This is a genomic window from Flavobacterium proteolyticum, from assembly GCF_015223105.1.
In the GTDB taxonomy this organism is placed as follows: domain Bacteria; phylum Bacteroidota; class Bacteroidia; order Flavobacteriales; family Flavobacteriaceae; genus Flavobacterium; species Flavobacterium proteolyticum.
On record NZ_JADFTZ010000001.1, the window covers coordinates 919,557 to 937,584 of the forward strand.

Consider the following 18,028-nt stretch of genomic DNA (forward strand, 5'->3'; position numbering starts at 1 on the left):
AAAAAACATTGAGATATTTAGTATTAGCCATTTTATTTGTTACTTTTTTTACCGCTTGTAATTCGAAAGAAGATGCTGAGAAAGCCAAAAAAGCAGTAGTAAAAAAAGAACCCATCATAAAAGAGTACGGATTTACCTTTAACGACTTCAAAGTGGTTAGAGACACCATTCGTTCAGGCGATACTTTTGGTAAATTGTTAGAAAAATATCCCTTAAAAGATAGTTTACGAGTTCATGATGTTACTGAAAAAGTAAAAGATTCATTCAATGTTAAAAGAATTAAAGCAGGGAAGCCGTATATCATGTTTCTCGACAAGAAAAAACCTAACACGCTTCAAGCTTTAGTATACATCGAAGACCGAATAAGTTATACCGTTGTAGATTTTAGAGATTCAATTGCGGTTTTCAACAAGAAAAAACCCACTACTATAAAAAGAAGAGTAGTAGCAGCAGAAATCGAAGGTTCATTATCCGAAACCTTAAGCAATGCAGGAGTTAGTGCTGGTTTAGCCAATAAATTAGCCAATATTTATGCTTACACGGTCGATTTCTTCAAGATTCAAAAAGGGGATAAATTTGCGGTGACCATAAACGAACGTTACATTGATGATTCCATTTATGTGGGAGTGGAAAGCATTGAAGCTTCTTATTTTGAGCATAAAGGCAAGAAAATCTTCGCGTTTCCATACAAATTATCCGAAAATCAGAAATATGAAGATTTTTATGATGAAAATGGAAAAGGTTTAAAAAGCATGTTCTTGAAAGCGCCTTTGGATTATTTTAGAATATCTTCTCGTTTTTCAGGCAGACGATTTCATCCGGTACAAATGCGTTTCAAAGCTCATAATGGAACCGATTATGCAGCACCTCATGGAACTCCAATTAAAACCACAGCTTCTGGAGTTGTAGAACGTACAGGTTATACCGCTGGAAATGGAAACTTTGTAAAAGTTCGTCATAGCTCAACTTACTCTACGCAATATTTACACATGTCTAAAATTTTGGTTCGAAACGGACAACGTGTTTCGCAAGGACAAGTAATTGGTAAAGTAGGAAGTACAGGTTTGGCCACTGGACCACACGTTTGTTATCGTTTCTGGAAAAATGGTGTTCAAGTTGATCCGCTTAGGCTTAAATTGCCAAATGCCGAACCTATGAATGAATCGCACAAGCAAAAATATTTAGCGTATATTGCTCCTTTAAAGAAAGAATTGGATAGTATAACTGCAGTAAAATTTAAAGAATAATGGCACTACCAAAAGTAAATCCATCACAAACAGCTGCATGGCAGCAAATACAATCGCACTTTGAGAAAATGCAAGCAACTTCAATGAAAGATTTGTTTGCTTCTGATATTAATAGAGCTGAGAAATTTCACATACAATGGAATGATTTTTTAGTTGATTATTCTAAAAATATCGTAAGTCAAGAAACATTGGATTTGTTATTAAATTTAGCCAACGAAGTTGAATTAAAACAAGCGATTTCAAGTTATTTTCAAGGAGATTTAATCAATCAAACCGAAAACAGAGCTGTTTTGCACACCGCTTTACGTGCTGAAGAATCAGCCAATGTTATGGTAGATGGCGTTAATGTAATGCCAGAAGTATATTCGGTAAAAAATAAAATCAAAAACTTCTCAAACGAAGTTATCTCAGGAAATAAAAAAGGATTCACAGGAAAACAATTCACTGATATTGTAAATATTGGAATTGGAGGTTCTGACTTGGGTCCAGCTATGATTGTAGAAGCTTTACAATTCTATAAAAACCATTTAAATGTTCATTTTGTTTCTAATGTAGATGGCGATCACGTTAACGAAGTAATTAAGAAATTAAATCCAGAAACGACTTTATTTGTAGTGGTTTCTAAAACTTTCACTACGCAAGAAACCTTATCTAATGCAGAAACTATCAGAAGTTGGTTTTTACAATCCGCTTCACAAGAGGATGTAGCGAAGCATTTCGTAGCGGTTTCAACCAATATCCAAAAAGTAACTGAATTCGGAATTAATCCTGATAACGTTTTCCCAATGTGGGATTGGGTTGGAGGTCGTTTTTCGTTATGGAGTGCTGTGGGTTTGTCTGTAAGTTTAGCAGTTGGATTTGATAATTTCGATAAATTATTGAAAGGTGCCAACGAAATGGACGAACATTTCAAAAACGAGTCTTTCGACAAAAATATTCCAGTAATTTTAGCTTTATTAAGCATTTGGTACAACAACTTTTTTGGTGCCGAAAGCGAAGCTTTAATTCCTTATACCCAATATTTACAGAAGTTAGCACCTTACTTGCAACAAGGTATCATGGAAAGTAATGGAAAAAGTATTGGTAGAGATGGAAAACCAGTAAATTATCAAACTGGAACCATTATTTGGGGCGAACCAGGAACGAATTCGCAACATGCTTTCTTTCAATTGATACATCAAGGAACTAAATTAATCCCAACAGATTTCATCGGATTCAAACAATCGCTTTACGGGAACAAAGACCATCATGACAAATTAATGTCGAATTTCTTTGCGCAAACCGAAGCTTTATTAATGGGTAAAACCGAAGCACAAGTAAAAGCAGAATTCGAGAAACAAGGAATTACAGGTGAAAAAGCCGATTTTCTATTGCCTTTCAAAGTGTTTTCAGGAAATAAACCTACGAATACCATTCTTATTAATAAATTAACGCCAGAGTCATTAGGTGCTTTAGTGGCCATGTACGAGCATAAGATTTTCGTGCAAGGTGTCATTTGGAACATCTTTAGTTATGACCAATGGGGTGTGGAATTAGGAAAACAATTAGCTAATTCTATCTTAGATGAAATCGAGTCAAAAGAAGTGAAAAATCATGATAGTTCCACTTCGTTTTTGTTAAAAGCGTATTTGAAATAAGTTTTTGAAATACATGATATAAAAACCTCTTATTCATTTTTTTGGGTAAGAGGTTTTTTAATTTCCTATATTTGTAATTCACTTTAAAAAAAATTAGGTATGTACGAAACTATTCAATCCGTTCACTCTATCTTAGCTTATGCCGCTTTAGGGCTTTTAGTATTAGCTTCAATTAATGCCATTTTTGGATTAACTTCTAAAAAATTATTTACTGATAAAGACTTACGTTTGTCTTTATTCACCTTAATCATCTGCCACATTCAATTGTTAGTAGGTTTGATTTTGTATTTTGTTTCTCCATTAGGTTCTGCTCAATTAGGAAACATGAAAGACGCTGCTATGCGTTTAACTTCGTTAGAACATCCATTAATTAATATTATTGCTTTGGCATTAATTACAATCGGATGGTCAAAACATAAAAAAGAAGAAAGTAACAACGGAAAATTCAAAAAGATTGCCGTTTTTTATACATTAGGTTTAATATTAATCTTATCGAGACTTCCTTGGGCTAATTGGTTCAATTAGTCTTTGGTACAATCTTTGGTAATAAGTCAACAAAATCAATAAATTATGAAGAAAAACATCTTAATAATATCGTTTGTATTACTTATTGCCGCATTAGTAGGCTTTTCTAATGGAACTAAATCCGGTTTCGTTAGAAAAGCTTCTTTATATGATACCGTTAAGAGAAAAGATTCCCTCCAACTTTTAGATTCGATAAAAAAATCAGACTCCATTCGAGTTGCCGATTCTTTAACCAATCTAAAAACCAAATTATACAAGAAAAATGTAGAAGCTTCGCATTATTCCGATAAATTAAACGGAAGAAGAACCGCAAGCGGACAAGTTTTTAGCAACAAAAAATACACCGCTGCTCACCGAACGTTAAAATTTGGAACGAAAGTAAAAGTTACCAATTTAGCCAATAACAAAAGCGTTATCGTAACCATCAACGATAGAGGGCCGCACACGCGAGGAAGAGAAATCGATTTAGCAAAACGTCCTTTTTTAGATATTTCACACAACAACGGACGCTCACTTTTACGTGTGAGTTTAGAAATCGTAGAATAATTATTTCAGTTTACTCCCTTTTGCAGCCCACCAAGGAACGGTTTCCACTACCAATCTTCCTGCTTTAACCGCTGGGTCAAGCTTAGCCAAACTATCCGCTTCTTTCATAGTTTCGGTATTGAAAAGTAAAAATCCTGAAATCGTTTCGTGTTTATCAGACGGACCAGCGACACTAATTTTATTCGTTTTCGCTAACCAATTGATATGTTCCATGTGTTTTTTCTGAATCTCGGCCGCTTCTTCCTTCGAATGTTCGCGATTGGGACCTTTTTTTAGCATCACCAAAAAATATTTCTGCATTACATAAGTAGTATCGCCTTCTTTGTAGCTAAAGGTTTCGTGATTGGTTTTCGGTTTGTCAGGATAAATTACGGTGTTTGAACCGCAAGAAAACAATATAACTACTGTCAATATTCCAAAAAGTGTTTTCATTTTACCAAGATTTAAAAGGATTATTACTCAAATAAGCATTGTAATAACGTTCGTCAGAAGTAACTTCTTTCCCTAACCAATTCGGTTTTTCAAAAGATTCGTTTTCCGATTGTAGTTCTATTTCCGCTACGATTAAACCTTCGTTTTCATCTGCAAAAACATCAACTTCATAGGTGTGATTTCCCACTGGAACTTCGTACCGAATTTTATCAATAGCGCCTTTTTCACAAAGCAGCAACAAGGCTTCGGCTTCCGAAATATTGATTTCTTTTTCCCACTCAAAACGGCTCATGCCTGATTCGTTTCCTTTGCCTTTTATGGTTAAAAAACCTTTGTCACCTTTGATTCTAACTCTAACGGTTCGCTCTGGATTCGAATTCAAATAGCCTTGTACAATTCTAAACTGAGCTGTGCTTTCCGAGATAAAATCGGTTGATGTGACTAAAAATTTGCGCTCTATTTCTGTCAAAATTTAATATTTATTTAGGCTTCTAAATTACTAAAAAATACTTTCTCTTTGTATCTTTACGAATCTATGACCAAAATTATGAATTTATTTACAAGCAAAAATCATCTTTCTCCCGATGTAATTCTTAAGAAATACTTTAACGAATTGCAGTTGTGGCGCAACGAAGAAAACGAAATTGATATTTTAGTTCAATTGGTTAACGCTATCCGTCCAAGAAATCCAAAAAAACCAGAACAAATAAGTCTTTTTCCTATTATCGAGTTTTTTACAAATAACGATGAAGAACGAATCAATTTTGTAGCGTATTTGCAAACGGTCTTACATAGCAAAAATTTCGACGCCATTTTAACTGATGCTGGAATTCTTCAAGATACCGATTTCTTCTACGAAGTTAAAAAGCGTGTTTTTGCTAAAATTTTACCCTATCAAGCACCAAAAGATACCTTACAATATGTTTTAAATCAGGTTTTTTATGTGGATTCTGATCCCGTTTGGATAAATAAAATTCCAAAATCTGAATTGGAAATCCTTTTTGAATTATTTCATTTCGAAACAATTTATGAATCGGTTGCAGTTAATTCTCCTTTGTATGAAGTGATGCAAGCTATCAATTTGTTATCGCAACGCACCAGCGGAAAAGCATTGGAAACCGAAGTAATGAAAATGGTGCCTGAATATGCCGATTTAGAAAGTCCATTTGCTGCTTTTGAGAAAGAATTGTATGCTATTGAAAATACCATTCGCAATAAAGAATCGGAATTTTATACGACTTCATCTGATATCAATTACAAGCAATTGTTAGTGTTGTATAAACAATGTAACGAATTTGTTGAGAAAGCCTTCCAAAACTCTTCTAAATACGGAATTTCACTGCGTGTGAACCAAAACTTGTTGCGCATCAAACAACAATTGTATCGTGTTGGCGTTTTGATGCCACTTTTGGTAGTCGATAAACCCGAGGATAAAAAAGCAAAATCAATTGAATTAGCAATAAAACTCATCAAATACAATTGTTTAAAAACCAACGTTAGAAAATTATTCAACGAAAGTACGCAGTTGTTGTCGTACGAAATCACGCAACATACTGCAAAAACAGGTGAACATTACATAACCGAATCCAAAACGGAGTATTTCAAAATGTTGTATGCCGCTTTGGGTGGCGGATTGATTGTAGGTTTTTTGTGTATTTTTAAATTGTTGCTTTCAAAAATTGAAACTTCTGATTTTGGTCATGCTTTTTATTACAGTATGAACTACTCTTTTGGTTTTATTGCGATTTATGTTTTAGGATTTACCTTAGCAACTAAACAGCCAGCCATGACAGCTGCAGCGTTAATTAGCGCTTTGGAAGATGGTTTAAAAAAGCAAGCTAGCGGAGATGGTGAAAAACACAACAGTTTCGCTATTTTATTCGCTCGATTGTTCCGTTCGCAGTTTATTGCTTTTGTTGGAAATGTTGTGATGGCTTTTCCTGTGGCTTTGTTGGGAATTTGGCTAATCGATTTAGCTTTTGATTACAATATTGCTGAAACCAAATGGCAAAAACTAGTTACCGATCTAAGTCCAATACATTCTATGGCGATTTTTCATGCCGCTATTGCTGGATTTTTCTTGTTTTTATCGGGAATTATCTCAGGAAGTATTGCAAATCGCGACAAGCATTTTGATGTCTATTACCGAATCAAAGAACATCCGTTGCTAAAATTGAATTTCGGAAAAGCGAAAGCCGAAAAAATCTCGAAATGGTACGAACGTTATTGGGCAGGAATTATTTCTAACTTTTGGTTCGGAGTTTTCTTAGGAAGTACGGCTTCGGTTGGATTATTTTTGGGACTGAATTTAGACATCCGACATATTACGTTTGCTAGCGGAAACTTAGCTTTAGCGATTTACGGCGCCGATTATATGGTGAACAATGCAATGTTATTTTGGGGTATTTTAGGCATCGGAATTATTGGTTTTGTGAACTTTTTAGTAAGTTTTGGTTTGTCGCTTGGATTGGCGTTTCGTTCGCGCAATATTCCGTTGGCGGAGTTACGCCCAATTATCACTTCGATAAAACAACATTTCTTTAGAAAACCGATGAGTTTCTTTTTTCCTACCGAATAATTTATGAGCGAACACTACCGAAAAATAATTCACGTAGACATGGATGCGTTTTATGCATCGGTAGAGCAAATGGATAATCCAGAGTTGAAAGGAAAGCCTTTGGCAGTTGGCGGAAGCGAAGTTCGCGGTGTAGTTTCAGCAGCAAGTTACGAAGCTAGAAAATTTGGTGTTCGAAGTGCAATAAGCGGTATTCAAGCTAAGAAATTGTGTCCCGATTTAATTTTTGTGCGACCAAGATTTGACCGTTACAAAGAGATTTCCAAAAAAATCAGAAAGATATTCCACGATTACACGGATTTAGTCGAACCGTTATCGCTCGATGAAGCCTATTTAGATGTTACCGAAAACAAAAAAGGCAATCCTAGTGCGACATTAATTGCTCAAGAAATCAGAAAGCGCATTTTTGAAGAAGTTGGATTAACCGCTTCGGCAGGAATTTCAGTAAATAAATTTGTTGCCAAAATCGCTTCCGATTATAACAAACCTAACGGACAAAAAACGGTAAATCCAGATGAGGTAGAAGCGTTTTTAGAAAAGTTAGATATTAAAAAATTCTATGGCGTTGGAAAAGTTACGGCTGAAAAAATGTACCAATTGGGAATTTTTACGGGTTATGATTTAAAACAAAAAACTTTAGAGTATTTAGAGAAAAACTTTGGAAACAGTGGTTTTCATTATTACCAAATTTGTCGTGGCATTCACAACAGCGCGGTTAAACCGAATCGTAAGATAAAATCCGTTGGTGCGGAACGTACTTTTGGAGAGAATTTATCTTCCGAAATTTTTATGGAAGAACGTTTGCAAAGCATTGCCAAAGAACTAGAAAAACGTCTTCAAAAAAGCAAAATCTCAGGAAAAACCATCACCCTAAAAATAAAATACTCCGATTTCACTTTACAAACCCGAAGCAAAACGTTGCCTTATTTCGTAAGCGACAAAAACATTATTTTAGACGTGGCTAAAGATTTACTCTACCAAGAACGCCTAAGAAACTCCGTAAGATTACTAGGAATTTCCATCCACAACTTAAACAACGAAGAAAAAACCAAAACAGATTTGCCTCAAAAAAGTGTGTCGGTGCAACTGAAGTTTGAGTTTTAGTCAATTAAACAAGCGTTAAAGTTGCCTTTTCTGACGTGTTGCTTCATTTTTCTTTTTAGTTTTAACGCAAATTACAAGGGTATGGAGTTCAAAGTTTACGATGCTGCGTTTGCAAAACAGTATGAAAATGGCGCTATAAAAGCAATGCCGTTAGTGTCTTGGGATATTTATTCTCAGTTTTTATTGCAAACCAATGTGTTGCTTCATGATGTAAATTCGTTACATCAAATAGCTAATAAAAACAATTGGAAATCAGTTTGGGATTATAAAGAAAGTTTACAAGACGAAACTGTTATTGTAGTTACCGATGCACAATTAAAAATTGTTTTCGCTAGTAAAAACATCAAAAAAATGAACGGTTACGAATCTCAAGAAGTTATAGGAAACTCACCAAAAATGTTTCAAGGTCCAAAAACAGATTCTAATATAAGTTTCGAAATCAGACAAGCCATTTTAAATAGAGTTCCATTTGAGAAAAACGTAATCAACTATTGCAAAGATGGTTCGTTATACAAATGTCACATCAAAGGTTTTCCCGTTTTTAATAATAAAGACGAAGTAATTAATTTTATCGCATTTGAGAAAATAGCGGCTTAAAACGAAAATATATAATAAACAAAAACGAGTGCTAGTAATGTAGCACTCGTTTTTTTATAATTGTAAAGCAAAGCTTATTCTATTTCAGAAACACGCATCGTGTTTACCATTCCTTTTGCTACGATAGGCATTGCGGCTAAGTTGACCACCATATCGCCTTTTTTCACGTATTTCTTTTCTTTACAAATCGTGTTGATGTCGTCAATGGTGTCGTCTGTACTTACTAATTTGTCGTAGAAATACGCTCTAACACCCCATAATAAGTTCAATTGCGTTAAAATACGTTTGTTAGATGTAAATACTAAAATATGCGATTTTGGACGCCATGCCGAAATTTGGAATGCCGTATAACCTGAGTTCGTTAACGTAGTAATCGCTTTCGCATTAATGGTATCCGCCATTTGTGAAGCGTGGTAACAAATCGATTTGGTAATATAGCGACTGTTTTTAACCATCGGTTGCGAAATAGGCACTTTAATTAATGGCGAATCTTCTACACTTTCAATGATACGTGTCATGGTTTGAATTACTTCCACAGGATAATTTCCTACTGAAGTTTCTCCAGATAACATTACCGCATCAGCTCCGTCCATTACCGAGTTCGCTACGTCGTTTACTTCAGCACGTGTTGGTGTTAATGAGGTAATCATCGTTTCCATCATTTGTGTTGCCACGATTACTGGAATACGAGCTGTTTTTGCTCTATGAATCAATTTTTTCTGAATCAATGGCACTTCTTCTGCAGGAACTTCCACACCTAAATCACCACGAGCTACCATCAAACCATCGCAAAATGCTACGATTTTATCAATGTTCTCAACTGCTTCTGGCTTTTCAATTTTAGCAATAATCGGAATTTTATGATCGGAATGTTCTGCAATTAAATCTTGTAAATCTTCTAGGTCTTTTGGCGTTCTTACAAACGATAATGCAATCCAATCTACTTTGTTTTCGATAGCGAATTTAGCATCGCGAATATCTTTTTCCGTTAAAGCAGGAAGCGAAACTTTTGTATTTGGTAAATTCACTCCTTTTTTCGATTTCAAAGGACCACCTTGTACCACTACAGCTTCAACTTCGGTGTTTTTATCGGTTTTAGTTACTTCGAAAATTAATTTTCCGTCGTCTAATAAGATTCTTTCTCCTGGATTTACATCTTTTGGAAATTCTTTGTAGTTCATGTAAACACGCTCTGCCGTTCCTAAGATATCTTCTGCAGTAGTAAAGGTAATTTTGTCGCCTTTGCTTACTACTACGTCTTCTTTCATAACGCCTACACGTAATTTCGGACCTTGTAAATCGGCTAAGATGGAAGTAGTGTAACCAAACTCATCGTTTAGTTCTCTAATCATGTCAATTCTGGCACTAACATCGGTATAATCAGCGTGCGAAAAGTTAATTCGGAAGACATTAACTCCAGCATCCACCATATTTTTAAGCACTTCTTTTGTACTACAGGCAGGACCAAGCGTAGCTACAATTTTAGTTTTTTTGTTTGTCGGCATTTTAATTAAAAAATTAAATTATTTTTTGATTTTAAGTTTGTTGTATCAACGGAATAAGCAGTGGTTACATTTTTGATTTTCAATATGGTATCGATGATTTCATCAGCATCAAAGCCATAATCGATATTTTCAATTTTAATTAAATAATCTGCTTTTTTATATTCTGGAAGTAAAAAAACGGTGATGTCAACTTGTTCAAAAAGCGAACTCGTTTGTTTGTTCGAATTGATAATCGTGGTTTTATTTTCGATTAGGGTCCAAATTACATCGTTCTTTTCATCATCAAAAGCGAAATTTTCAAAAGCGCTTTTTCCTTCCGGAATGGCGATTTCTATGTAGTTATCATTTTTTTGTAACTGCAATCCCAATTCCTTGTTTAAGCAATACGCTAATTTGTAATCTTCTAAAGATGAATGAATGGCGATTAACTCATAATCATCTGAAATAAAATCGTTTATTTGAATTTTATGAATGGCCATTTTCCAAAATTAAGTCGTAAATATAAGGCTAAAAATCGTTAAAAACTACCTGTTTGGCAGTTCTTAACGATAATTTATAAACTCAAACGTTTGAGTAGGGGAATTATTTTTTCGAAATTTTTTCTTGAAAGACAAAATACGCTCTTTGGGCAGCTTTTTCTTCTGCTTTTTTCTTAGAAGTTGCTCTAGCTTTGGCGATAATTTTGTTGTTAATCGACAATTTTACGCTGAAATATTTCTGTCCTTCTTGTCCGTTATCTTCGATAAAATCAAAGGCGAAAGGTGCTTTTTCTTTTTGACACCATTCGATGATTAAACTTTTGTAACTGATGACTTTACCTTCTAATTTGGCAATGTCAACATATTGTTTAATGATTTTATTTTGGATGAATTTTTCGCAATACGTAAAGCCTTTGTCTAAATAAATAGCACCAATAAAAGCTTCAAACAAATTACCATGAATGTTTTCGCCAAACTGACTCGAATTGACTTTACTTTCTACAAAACTCACTAAATTAAAATCACGTCCTAGTTCGTTCAAATGCTCTCTACTGACAATTTTCGAACGCATTTTTGTCAAATAGCCTTCATCTCCAGAAGGAACTTCGTTGTATAAATGAGCTGCGATAACGCTTCCTAGCATCGCATCACCAAGAAATTCTAAACGTTCATAATTAAAAGGATTTCCTTTTTCATCCAATTTATTAGCTGAGCGATGGGTAAATGCTTTTCGGTAATATTTTAATTCTTTTGGCTGAAAACCAAGTATTTTGGTAATTTTTTCAAAAAAAATCCCGTCTTCTTGAGAACGGGAGTTTTTTCGTATTTTATTAAATAAACGACGCATGTTTAGTTCTCAAATTTTTTGAATAAAACACAAGCGTTATGTCCACCAAAACCAAAAGTATTACTCATAGCCACTTTAATTTCGCGTTTTTGCGCTTTGTTTAAAGTTAAGTTTAACGATGGATCTATATTTTCGTCTACAGTTGTATGGTTAATCGTTGGAGGGACAATTCCGTTTTGCATTGCCAAGATAGAAGCAATAGCTTCAATAGCTCCAGCAGCACCTAACAAGTGACCTGTCATAGATTTAGTCGAGTTGATGTTGATGTTTTTAGCATGATCACCAAAAACAGCTTTAATGGCTTTTAACTCAGCAACGTCTCCAAGTGGTGTTGAAGTTCCGTGTGTGTTGATGTGGTCTACGTCTTCTGGTTTCATTCCAGCATCACGTAAACAGTTTTCCATAACAGCAATAACTCCAATTCCTTCTGGATGTGGAGCAGTTAAGTGATAAGCATCAGAAGATAAACCGCCACCACCTACTTCACAGTAGATTTTAGCACCACGCGCAATCGCATGTTCGTACTCTTCTAATACTAAAGCACCAGCACCTTCACCTAAAACGAATCCATCACGAGTAGCATCAAATGGTCTTGACGCTGTTTCTGGACTTTCGTTTCTAGTCGATAAAGCTTGCATTGAGTTAAATCCGCCCATACCAGCAATAGTTACCGCTGCTTCAGAACCGCCTGAAACAATTACATCACACATTCCTAAACGGATGTAGTTAAAGGCATCTACTAAAGCATTTGCCGAAGAAGCACATGCAGAAACCGTAGTATAGTTTGGTCCCATGAAACCATTTCGCATTGAAATGTGTCCAGGAGCAATATCAGCAATCATTTTAGGAATAAAGAATGGATTAAAACGTGGTGTTCCATCACCAGCGGCATAATTCATTACTTCGTCTTGGAAGGTTTGTAAACCTCCAATCCCAGCTCCCCAAATAACTCCAACTCTATATTTATTTACATTTTCTAATGTAATTCCAGCATCTTTGATGGCTTCGTCACTGGCAACAATTGCGTATTGAGCAAATTTATCCAATCTACGAACCTCTTTTTTGTCGATAAAATCTTCAACATTGAAGTTTTTAACCTCACAAGCAAATTTGGTTTTATGCTTTTCAGTATCGTAATAAGTAATAGGGGCAGCGCCACTTTTTCCGTTCACAAGACCGTCCCAATATTCTTGAAGAGTATTCCCAATAGGAGTTAACGCTCCAAGACCTGTTACAACAACACGCTTTAATTGCATATTCTAATTTTTAAAAAATCGTTTAAACAAATAATACCCGTGTATTCTTTAATTATTAGTAGTAAAGAGACAAGGGTATTTCAATATATTGTGATTGAATTTCAATCAAAAATAGTCTAATTTTCTTTAAAATAATAAAAACCCGTATGCCAAAATAAGCACACGGGTAATTTATTTATTATTTTTTAGCTTCTTCGATGTAAGAAATAGCTTGACCTACTGTAGCAATGTTTTCAGCTTGGTCGTCTGGAATTTGAATATCAAATTCTTTTTCGAACTCCATAATTAGCTCAACAGTGTCTAATGAATCAGCTCCTAAATCGTTTGTGAAGCTAGCTTCTGCTACAACTTCGTTTTCGTCAACGCCTAATTTGTCTACGATAATCGCTTTTACTCTTGATGCAATGTCTGACATAATCTTTAATTTTTAATTTAATTTGTTGGCAAAAATAAAAAACTTTATTTTAAAACAACCTTTTTGTTACTAAATGTGACTACGAAAATAAAAAAAAATATTCACAAAGGCTTCTTTTTTTTATTTTTTACCAATAATTATTCTTTTTTTTGTGGGAAGAAATCAATACTGAAATGAAGAATATTGTGCTTTTTGCTTCCGGAAATGGCTCAAATGCCGAAGAAATTATTCGCTATTTTAAAAAAAATAACCAAGGAACTGTAGTCGCTATCTTTTCTAACAAACCAGATGCCAAAGTGTTAGATAGAGCAAAAAATCATGATATTCCTTCTGTCGTTTTTTCAAAAAGTCAATTAAATGAGGGTTTTGTGTTGGAACAATTACATCAATTTCAACCTGACTTAATTGTTTTAGCAGGTTTTCTATTAAAATTTCCCGAGTCTATATTAAAGGAATATCCAAAAGTGATCAATATTCATCCTGCATTATTACCAAAATATGGTGGAAAAGGCATGTATGGAATGAATGTGCATCAAGCTGTCTTAGAAAATAAAGAAAAAGAAACCGGAATCACCATTCATTATGTAAACGAACATTACGATGAAGGCGAATTTATTTTTCAAAAATCAGTAAATATAGAAGATTGCAAAACAGCGGAAGAAATTGCGCAAAAAGTACATGAATTAGAACATCAATATTTTCCAACGGTTATTTCCGAAGTTCTAAATTCAAATTTTTAGGAACACAGATTGAAGAAATTGTAATAATTAATTAAAATCTTTTATGAACTTATATTCTCAAATTGCTTTGATTTAAAAGCTTATATGACTTATATGTTTAAAAGATAATAAATTCTAAAGTTAAATTTTGTCACACGAAGTTCACATATACACAGACGGCGCTGCCAAGGGAAATCCTGGTCCGGCTGGCTATGGCGTGGTGATGGAAATGGTGGGAACGCCTTATAAAAAAGAATTTTATGAAGGTTTCCGATTGTCTACTAATAATAGAATGGAACTATTAGCGGTAATCGTAGGTTTAGAAAAATTAAAAAATCCAAAAACCAAAGTTTTAGTTGTTTCCGATTCGAAATATGTAGTGGATGCTGTGGAAAAGCGTTGGGTATTTCAGTGGGAAAAAATCAACTTCAAAGCCAAGAAAAATCCAGATTTATGGATGCGTTTCTTAAAAGTGTATCGAAAACACCAAGTCGATTTTCAATGGGTAAAAGGTCACAACAGTCATCCGCAAAACGAGCGCTGCGATGAATTAGCCGTTATGGCATCGCAACAAGAAAAATTATCAATTGATGAGTTTTACGAAAGGGAAGAAGGGAAGTTGTTGTAGTGTATTAACTTTTAAACACATAAACTTTTAAACTTCTAAACAAAAACTTATCTTTGCACCTTATTTCAAATTTAATTTAATGAACAAACTATTAATAGTAGGAACAGTAGCTTTTGATGCTATTGAAACACCTTTTGGGAAAACGGATAAAATTTTAGGTGGAGCCGCAACTTACATTGGTTTAGCGTCTAACTTTTTTAATGTAGATGCAGCAGTAGTTTCTGTGGTTGGAGAAGATTTTCCAAAGGAATATTTAGATTTATTAGAAAATAAAGGAGTTAATATAGAAGGAATCGAAATCGTAAAAGGTGGAAAAACCTTCTTTTGGAGTGGAAAATACCACAACGATTTAAATTCTCGCGACACTTTAGTTACCGAATTAAACGTTTTGGCAGATTTTAATCCAGTGGTGCCACAAGCGTATAAAAATTCGGATGTAGTTTTATTAGGAAACTTACACCCAATTGTGCAATCAGGCGTTTTAAACCAAATGACGGAACAACCAAAATTAGTCGTTTTAGATACGATGAACTTTTGGATGGATTGTGCGTTACCAGAATTATTAGACGTTATCAAACGTGTAGATGTTATTACGATTAATGATGAAGAAGCACGTCAGTTATCAGGAGAATATTCTTTGGTAAAAGCAGCGGCTAAAATTCATACAATGGGACCAAAATATGTGGTAATTAAAAAAGGAGAACACGGAGCGTTATTGTTCCACAACAAAGACGTATTCTTTGCTCCAGCGTTACCATTAGAAGAAGTGTTTGATCCAACAGGTGCTGGTGATACTTTCGCAGGAGGTTTCGCAGGTTACATTGCGCAATCAGAAAACATTTCGTTTAGCAATTTGAAGAACGCTATCATTTACGGTTCTAACTTAGCTTCGTTCTGTGTGGAGAAATTCGGAACAGAAAGAATGGAAACTTTAGATAGAAAAGAAGTAAACTCGCGCTTGCAACAATTTAAAGCTTTAACGCAATTTGAAATAGAATTAGAAGAATAAAAACGTGCCTCGAAATTTCGGGGCATTTTTTGTTTCAAAAAGAAAAAGAAAATACAACAACCTACAACAACACAACAACTTATGAGTGACGCAATCAAACACGAATGTGGAATTGCACTACTGCGATTAAAAAAACCGTTAGAATTCTATAAAGAAAAATACGGAACCGCTTTCTATGGGGTACAAAAAATGTACCTACTAATGGAAAAGCAACACAACCGCGGTCAAGACGGAGCCGGATTAGCTAGTATTAAATTAGATGTAAATCCGGGTGAGCGATACATTAGTCGTATTCGTTCTAATGATCCGCAACCAATCAAAGATATTTTTGCTCAAATCAACGAACGCATTAGCGGCGAATTAGAAGCGCATCCTGAATATCAGAACAATGTAGCACTTCAAAAACAAAACATTCCGTATGTGGGCGAAGTGTTTTTAGGGCACGTTCGTTACGGAACTTTTGGAAAAAATAGTATCGAAAGCGTTCATCCTTTCTTGCGTCAAAACAATTGGATGCATCGTAATCTAATTGTTGCTGGGAATTTCAACATGACGAATGTTAAGGAGTTATTCCAAAACTTAATCGACTTAGGCCAACATCCAAAACAAATGGCAGATACGGTTACCGTTATGGAGAAAATCGGTCATTTTTTAGATGACGAGGTGACACATTTATATAAAGAATGCAAAAACGAGGGTTATTCTAAAAAAGACGCTTCCCCAATTATCGGAGAACGATTGAATATTCAACGCATTTTAGAGCGCGCTTCACGTAATTGGGATGGAGGTTACGCTATGGCTGGTTTATTAGGTCACGGCGATTCATTCGTAATGCGTGATCCTGCTGGAATTCGTCCTGCTTTTTTTTATGAAGATGATGAAATTGTAGTGGTGGCTTCAGAGCGTCCGGTAATTCAAACAGTTTTCAATATTCCTTTCAAAAAAGTTCAAGAATTAACACCAGGAAGTGCTATCATCATTAAGAAAAATGGAAAAGTTTCCATTGAAGAAGTTAGAACTCCATTGGTAAAGAAAGCGTGTTCGTTTGAACGTATTTATTTCTCTCGTGGAAGTGATGCTGAAATTTACCAAGAGCGGAAAGAACTAGGAAGATTAATTTTTCCAAGTATTTTAAAATCCATCGATAACGATACTGACAATACAGTTTTCTCTTATATCCCAAATACAGCAGAAACTTCTTTTTACGGAATGTCTGAAGCTGCACAGGATTTTTTAAATCAGAGAAAAGCCAAAATGATTATCGAGCAAAAAGATACGTTGACGGAAGATACTTTGAAAGAATTACTTTCAGTTAAAATCAGAACGGAGAAAATTGCGATTAAAGATGCGAAACTAAGAACGTTTATTACCGAAGATAGCAGTCGTGATGATTTAGTGGCACACGTTTACGATGTAACGTATGGAGTAGTAAAACCAAGTGATAATTTGGTAATTATTGATGATAGTATTGTTCGAGGAACAACTTTAAAACAAAGTATCATCAAAATGATGGATCGTTTACATCCTAAGAAAATCGTAGTTGTTTCATCAGCACCACAAATTCGTTATCCAGATTGTTACGGAATTGATATGGCGAAGTTAGAAGGTTTAGTAGCTTTTAGAGCGGCTTTAGAGTTGTTGAAAGAGCGTAATTTATATCATATAGTAGAAGAGGTGTATAAAAAATCGAAAGCACAGGAAGATTTCAATGATGCCGATGTGATAAACTACGTAAAAGAGATTTATGCGCCATTCACTGATCAAGAAATTTCAGATAAAATCGCTGAAATGCTAACACCAGAAGACACAAAAGCAGAAGTTAAAATTATTTACCAAACGGTGGAAGATTTACATAAAGCATGTCCTAAAAATTTAGGAGATTGGTATTTCACAGGCGATTATCCTACAGATGGAGGAAACCGTGTAGTGAATAGAGCTTTTATGAATTTTTATGAAGGAAAAGATGCTCGCGCCTATTAAAAAATGCGTTTCATCGACTTTTTATTTCGTTTAACAATTTTTTTATTGTAATACAAAATCTCACCATACTTTAGCACTACCAGAAAATTAGTAGGTTAAGTTTTATGGTAGATTTGGGGCAAAAAGGGTACGCAAAGCGTGCCTTTTTTTTTGCTCCAAAATCTCGTTTTAACACAAATGAAAGGTTAATTTTATTAAAAAAGTGCATTTTGTCGACTTTTTAATTCGTTTAACAATTTTTTTATGCAAGCATAGTATCTTGAACTACTTTAGCACTACCAGAAAATTAGTAGGTTAAGTTTTATGGTAGATTTGGGGCAAAAAGGGTACGCAATGCGTGCCTTTTTTTTTGCCCAAAAAGGAATGAATTTGTTAGAAAAAGTAAAAATTTAACGTGTTTTATTTTTTAAAAACGCATTTCATCGAGTTTTTGTGTTATTCAACAATTTTTTTCGTCACATATAAAAGAGTGTTCTACTTTAGTGCTACCAGAAAATTAGTAGGTTAAGTTTTATGGTAGATTTGGG

18 protein-coding genes are annotated in these 18,028 nt (G+C 34.6%); 11 read left to right on the forward strand and 7 right to left on the reverse strand.

Annotated features, from left to right (window positions below):
• Positions 1–8 precede the first annotated feature (8 nt).
• The 4 genes from IM755_RS04100 to IM755_RS04115 all read left to right on the forward strand — a co-directional run bounded on the left by IM755_RS04100 (position 9) and on the right by IM755_RS04115 (position 3,955).
• On the forward strand, positions 9–1,247 hold the full coding sequence (locus IM755_RS04100; RefSeq protein WP_194093850.1) for a M23 family metallopeptidase: 1,239 nt from the start codon (positions 9–11) through the stop codon (positions 1,245–1,247).
• Entirely contained in the window at positions 1,247–2,884 is a 1,638-nt protein-coding gene (pgi, locus tag IM755_RS04105) for a glucose-6-phosphate isomerase (RefSeq protein ID WP_194093852.1), read from the forward strand. Before IM755_RS04100 ends, pgi begins: the two co-directional genes overlap by 1 nt.
• A gap of 99 nt (positions 2,885–2,983) precedes the next feature.
• Positions 2,984–3,409 carry a hypothetical protein gene (locus IM755_RS04110; RefSeq protein WP_194093854.1) on the forward strand — a complete coding sequence of 142 codons (426 nt, stop codon included), beginning with the start codon at positions 2,984–2,986 and terminating at the stop codon, positions 3,407–3,409.
• A gap of 45 nt (positions 3,410–3,454) precedes the next feature.
• The gene (locus IM755_RS04115) at positions 3,455–3,955 is read left to right on the forward strand and encodes a septal ring lytic transglycosylase RlpA family protein (protein ID WP_194093856.1); all 501 of its coding nucleotides are present in this window, start codon (positions 3,455–3,457) and stop codon (positions 3,953–3,955) included.
• Here IM755_RS04115 and IM755_RS04120 read toward each other — a convergent pair whose 3' ends face one another.
• Positions 3,956–4,387: a YciI family protein gene (locus IM755_RS04120; protein WP_194093859.1), complete on the reverse strand. Its 432-nt coding sequence runs from the start codon at positions 4,385–4,387 to the stop codon at positions 3,956–3,958.
• 1 nt (position 4,388) lies between these two features.
• Positions 4,389–4,856 carry a CYTH domain-containing protein gene (locus IM755_RS04125; protein ID WP_194093861.1) on the reverse strand — a complete coding sequence of 156 codons (468 nt, stop codon included), beginning with the start codon at positions 4,854–4,856 and terminating at the stop codon, positions 4,389–4,391.
• A gap of 78 nt (positions 4,857–4,934) precedes the next feature.
• On the opposite strand from IM755_RS04125, the gene IM755_RS04130 reads away from it, so the two are divergent.
• From IM755_RS04130 to IM755_RS04140, 3 genes are all read left to right on the forward strand, one after another.
• Complete coding sequence (locus IM755_RS04130) at positions 4,935–6,965, forward strand: recombinase (protein WP_194093862.1); 2,031 nt, start codon at positions 4,935–4,937, stop codon at positions 6,963–6,965.
• A gap of 3 nt (positions 6,966–6,968) precedes the next feature.
• The gene (gene dinB / locus IM755_RS04135) at positions 6,969–8,066 is read left to right on the forward strand and encodes a DNA polymerase IV (RefSeq protein ID WP_194093871.1); all 1,098 of its coding nucleotides are present in this window, start codon (positions 6,969–6,971) and stop codon (positions 8,064–8,066) included.
• Between the two features lie 81 nt (positions 8,067–8,147).
• Positions 8,148–8,663, forward strand: coding sequence for a PAS domain-containing protein (locus IM755_RS04140; RefSeq protein ID WP_194093873.1), 516 nt, complete (start codon positions 8,148–8,150; stop codon positions 8,661–8,663).
• A gap of 74 nt (positions 8,664–8,737) precedes the next feature.
• Here the strand turns inward: IM755_RS04140 and pyk are convergent, their stop codons facing one another.
• From pyk to IM755_RS04165, 5 genes are all read right to left on the reverse strand, one after another.
• Positions 8,738–10,168, reverse strand: a complete 1,431-nt coding sequence (gene pyk / locus IM755_RS04145; protein WP_194093875.1) for a pyruvate kinase — start codon at positions 10,166–10,168, stop codon at positions 8,738–8,740.
• Between the two features lie 5 nt (positions 10,169–10,173).
• Positions 10,174–10,647, reverse strand: coding sequence for an IPExxxVDY family protein (locus IM755_RS04150; RefSeq protein WP_194093877.1), 474 nt, complete (start codon positions 10,645–10,647; stop codon positions 10,174–10,176).
• A 103-nt stretch (positions 10,648–10,750) separates the two neighbouring features.
• Positions 10,751–11,494, reverse strand: coding sequence for a ribonuclease III (rnc, locus tag IM755_RS04155; RefSeq protein ID WP_194093881.1), 744 nt, complete (start codon positions 11,492–11,494; stop codon positions 10,751–10,753).
• Between the two features lie 2 nt (positions 11,495–11,496).
• Positions 11,497–12,750 carry a beta-ketoacyl-ACP synthase II gene (gene fabF / locus IM755_RS04160; protein WP_194093883.1) on the reverse strand — a complete coding sequence of 418 codons (1,254 nt, stop codon included), beginning with the start codon at positions 12,748–12,750 and terminating at the stop codon, positions 11,497–11,499.
• A gap of 178 nt (positions 12,751–12,928) precedes the next feature.
• Entirely contained in the window at positions 12,929–13,165 is a 237-nt protein-coding gene (locus IM755_RS04165) for an acyl carrier protein (RefSeq protein ID WP_002988156.1), read from the reverse strand.
• A 173-nt stretch (positions 13,166–13,338) separates the two neighbouring features.
• Here IM755_RS04165 and purN point away from each other — a divergent pair, with 173 nt between their 5' ends.
• From purN to IM755_RS04185, 4 genes are all read left to right on the forward strand, one after another.
• Entirely contained in the window at positions 13,339–13,905 is a 567-nt protein-coding gene (purN, locus tag IM755_RS04170; RefSeq protein ID WP_194093885.1) for a phosphoribosylglycinamide formyltransferase, read from the forward strand.
• Between the two features lie 127 nt (positions 13,906–14,032).
• Positions 14,033–14,512: a ribonuclease HI gene (rnhA, locus tag IM755_RS04175; RefSeq protein ID WP_194093887.1), complete on the forward strand. Its 480-nt coding sequence runs from the start codon at positions 14,033–14,035 to the stop codon at positions 14,510–14,512.
• A 79-nt stretch (positions 14,513–14,591) separates the two neighbouring features.
• The gene (locus IM755_RS04180; protein ID WP_194093889.1) at positions 14,592–15,521 is read left to right on the forward strand and encodes a PfkB family carbohydrate kinase; all 930 of its coding nucleotides are present in this window, start codon (positions 14,592–14,594) and stop codon (positions 15,519–15,521) included.
• Between the two features lie 81 nt (positions 15,522–15,602).
• Positions 15,603–17,501 carry an amidophosphoribosyltransferase gene (locus IM755_RS04185; protein WP_194093891.1) on the forward strand — a complete coding sequence of 633 codons (1,899 nt, stop codon included), beginning with the start codon at positions 15,603–15,605 and terminating at the stop codon, positions 17,499–17,501.
• The last annotated feature ends 527 nt before the right edge of the window (positions 17,502–18,028 follow it).

Excerpts from the sequence above, each read along its gene's own strand:
- pgi (WP_194093852.1), top strand. The coding sequence starts at position 1,247 with ATGGCACTACCAAAAGTAAATCCATCACAAACAGCTGCATGGCAGCAA.
- IM755_RS04110 (WP_194093854.1), top strand. The coding sequence starts at position 2,984 with ATGTACGAAACTATTCAATCCGTTCACTCTATCTTAGCTTATGCCGCT.
- IM755_RS04115 (WP_194093856.1), top strand. The coding sequence starts at position 3,455 with ATGAAGAAAAACATCTTAATAATATCGTTTGTATTACTTATTGCCGCA.
- IM755_RS04120 (WP_194093859.1), bottom strand. The coding sequence starts at position 4,387 with ATGAAAACACTTTTTGGAATATTGACAGTAGTTATATTGTTTTCTTGC.
- IM755_RS04130 (WP_194093862.1), top strand. The coding sequence starts at position 4,935 with ATGAATTTATTTACAAGCAAAAATCATCTTTCTCCCGATGTAATTCTT.
- dinB (WP_194093871.1), top strand. The coding sequence starts at position 6,969 with ATGAGCGAACACTACCGAAAAATAATTCACGTAGACATGGATGCGTTT.
- IM755_RS04140 (WP_194093873.1), top strand. The coding sequence starts at position 8,148 with ATGGAGTTCAAAGTTTACGATGCTGCGTTTGCAAAACAGTATGAAAAT.
- pyk (WP_194093875.1), bottom strand. The coding sequence starts at position 10,168 with ATGCCGACAAACAAAAAAACTAAAATTGTAGCTACGCTTGGTCCTGCC.
- IM755_RS04150 (WP_194093877.1), bottom strand. The coding sequence starts at position 10,647 with ATGGCCATTCATAAAATTCAAATAAACGATTTTATTTCAGATGATTAT.
- rnc (WP_194093881.1), bottom strand. The coding sequence starts at position 11,494 with ATGCGTCGTTTATTTAATAAAATACGAAAAAACTCCCGTTCTCAAGAA.
- fabF (WP_194093883.1), bottom strand. The coding sequence starts at position 12,750 with ATGCAATTAAAGCGTGTTGTTGTAACAGGTCTTGGAGCGTTAACTCCT.
- IM755_RS04165 (WP_002988156.1), bottom strand. The coding sequence starts at position 13,165 with ATGTCAGACATTGCATCAAGAGTAAAAGCGATTATCGTAGACAAATTA.
- purN (WP_194093885.1), top strand. The coding sequence starts at position 13,339 with ATGAAGAATATTGTGCTTTTTGCTTCCGGAAATGGCTCAAATGCCGAA.
- IM755_RS04180 (WP_194093889.1), top strand. The coding sequence starts at position 14,592 with ATGAACAAACTATTAATAGTAGGAACAGTAGCTTTTGATGCTATTGAA.
- IM755_RS04185 (WP_194093891.1), top strand. The coding sequence starts at position 15,603 with ATGAGTGACGCAATCAAACACGAATGTGGAATTGCACTACTGCGATTA.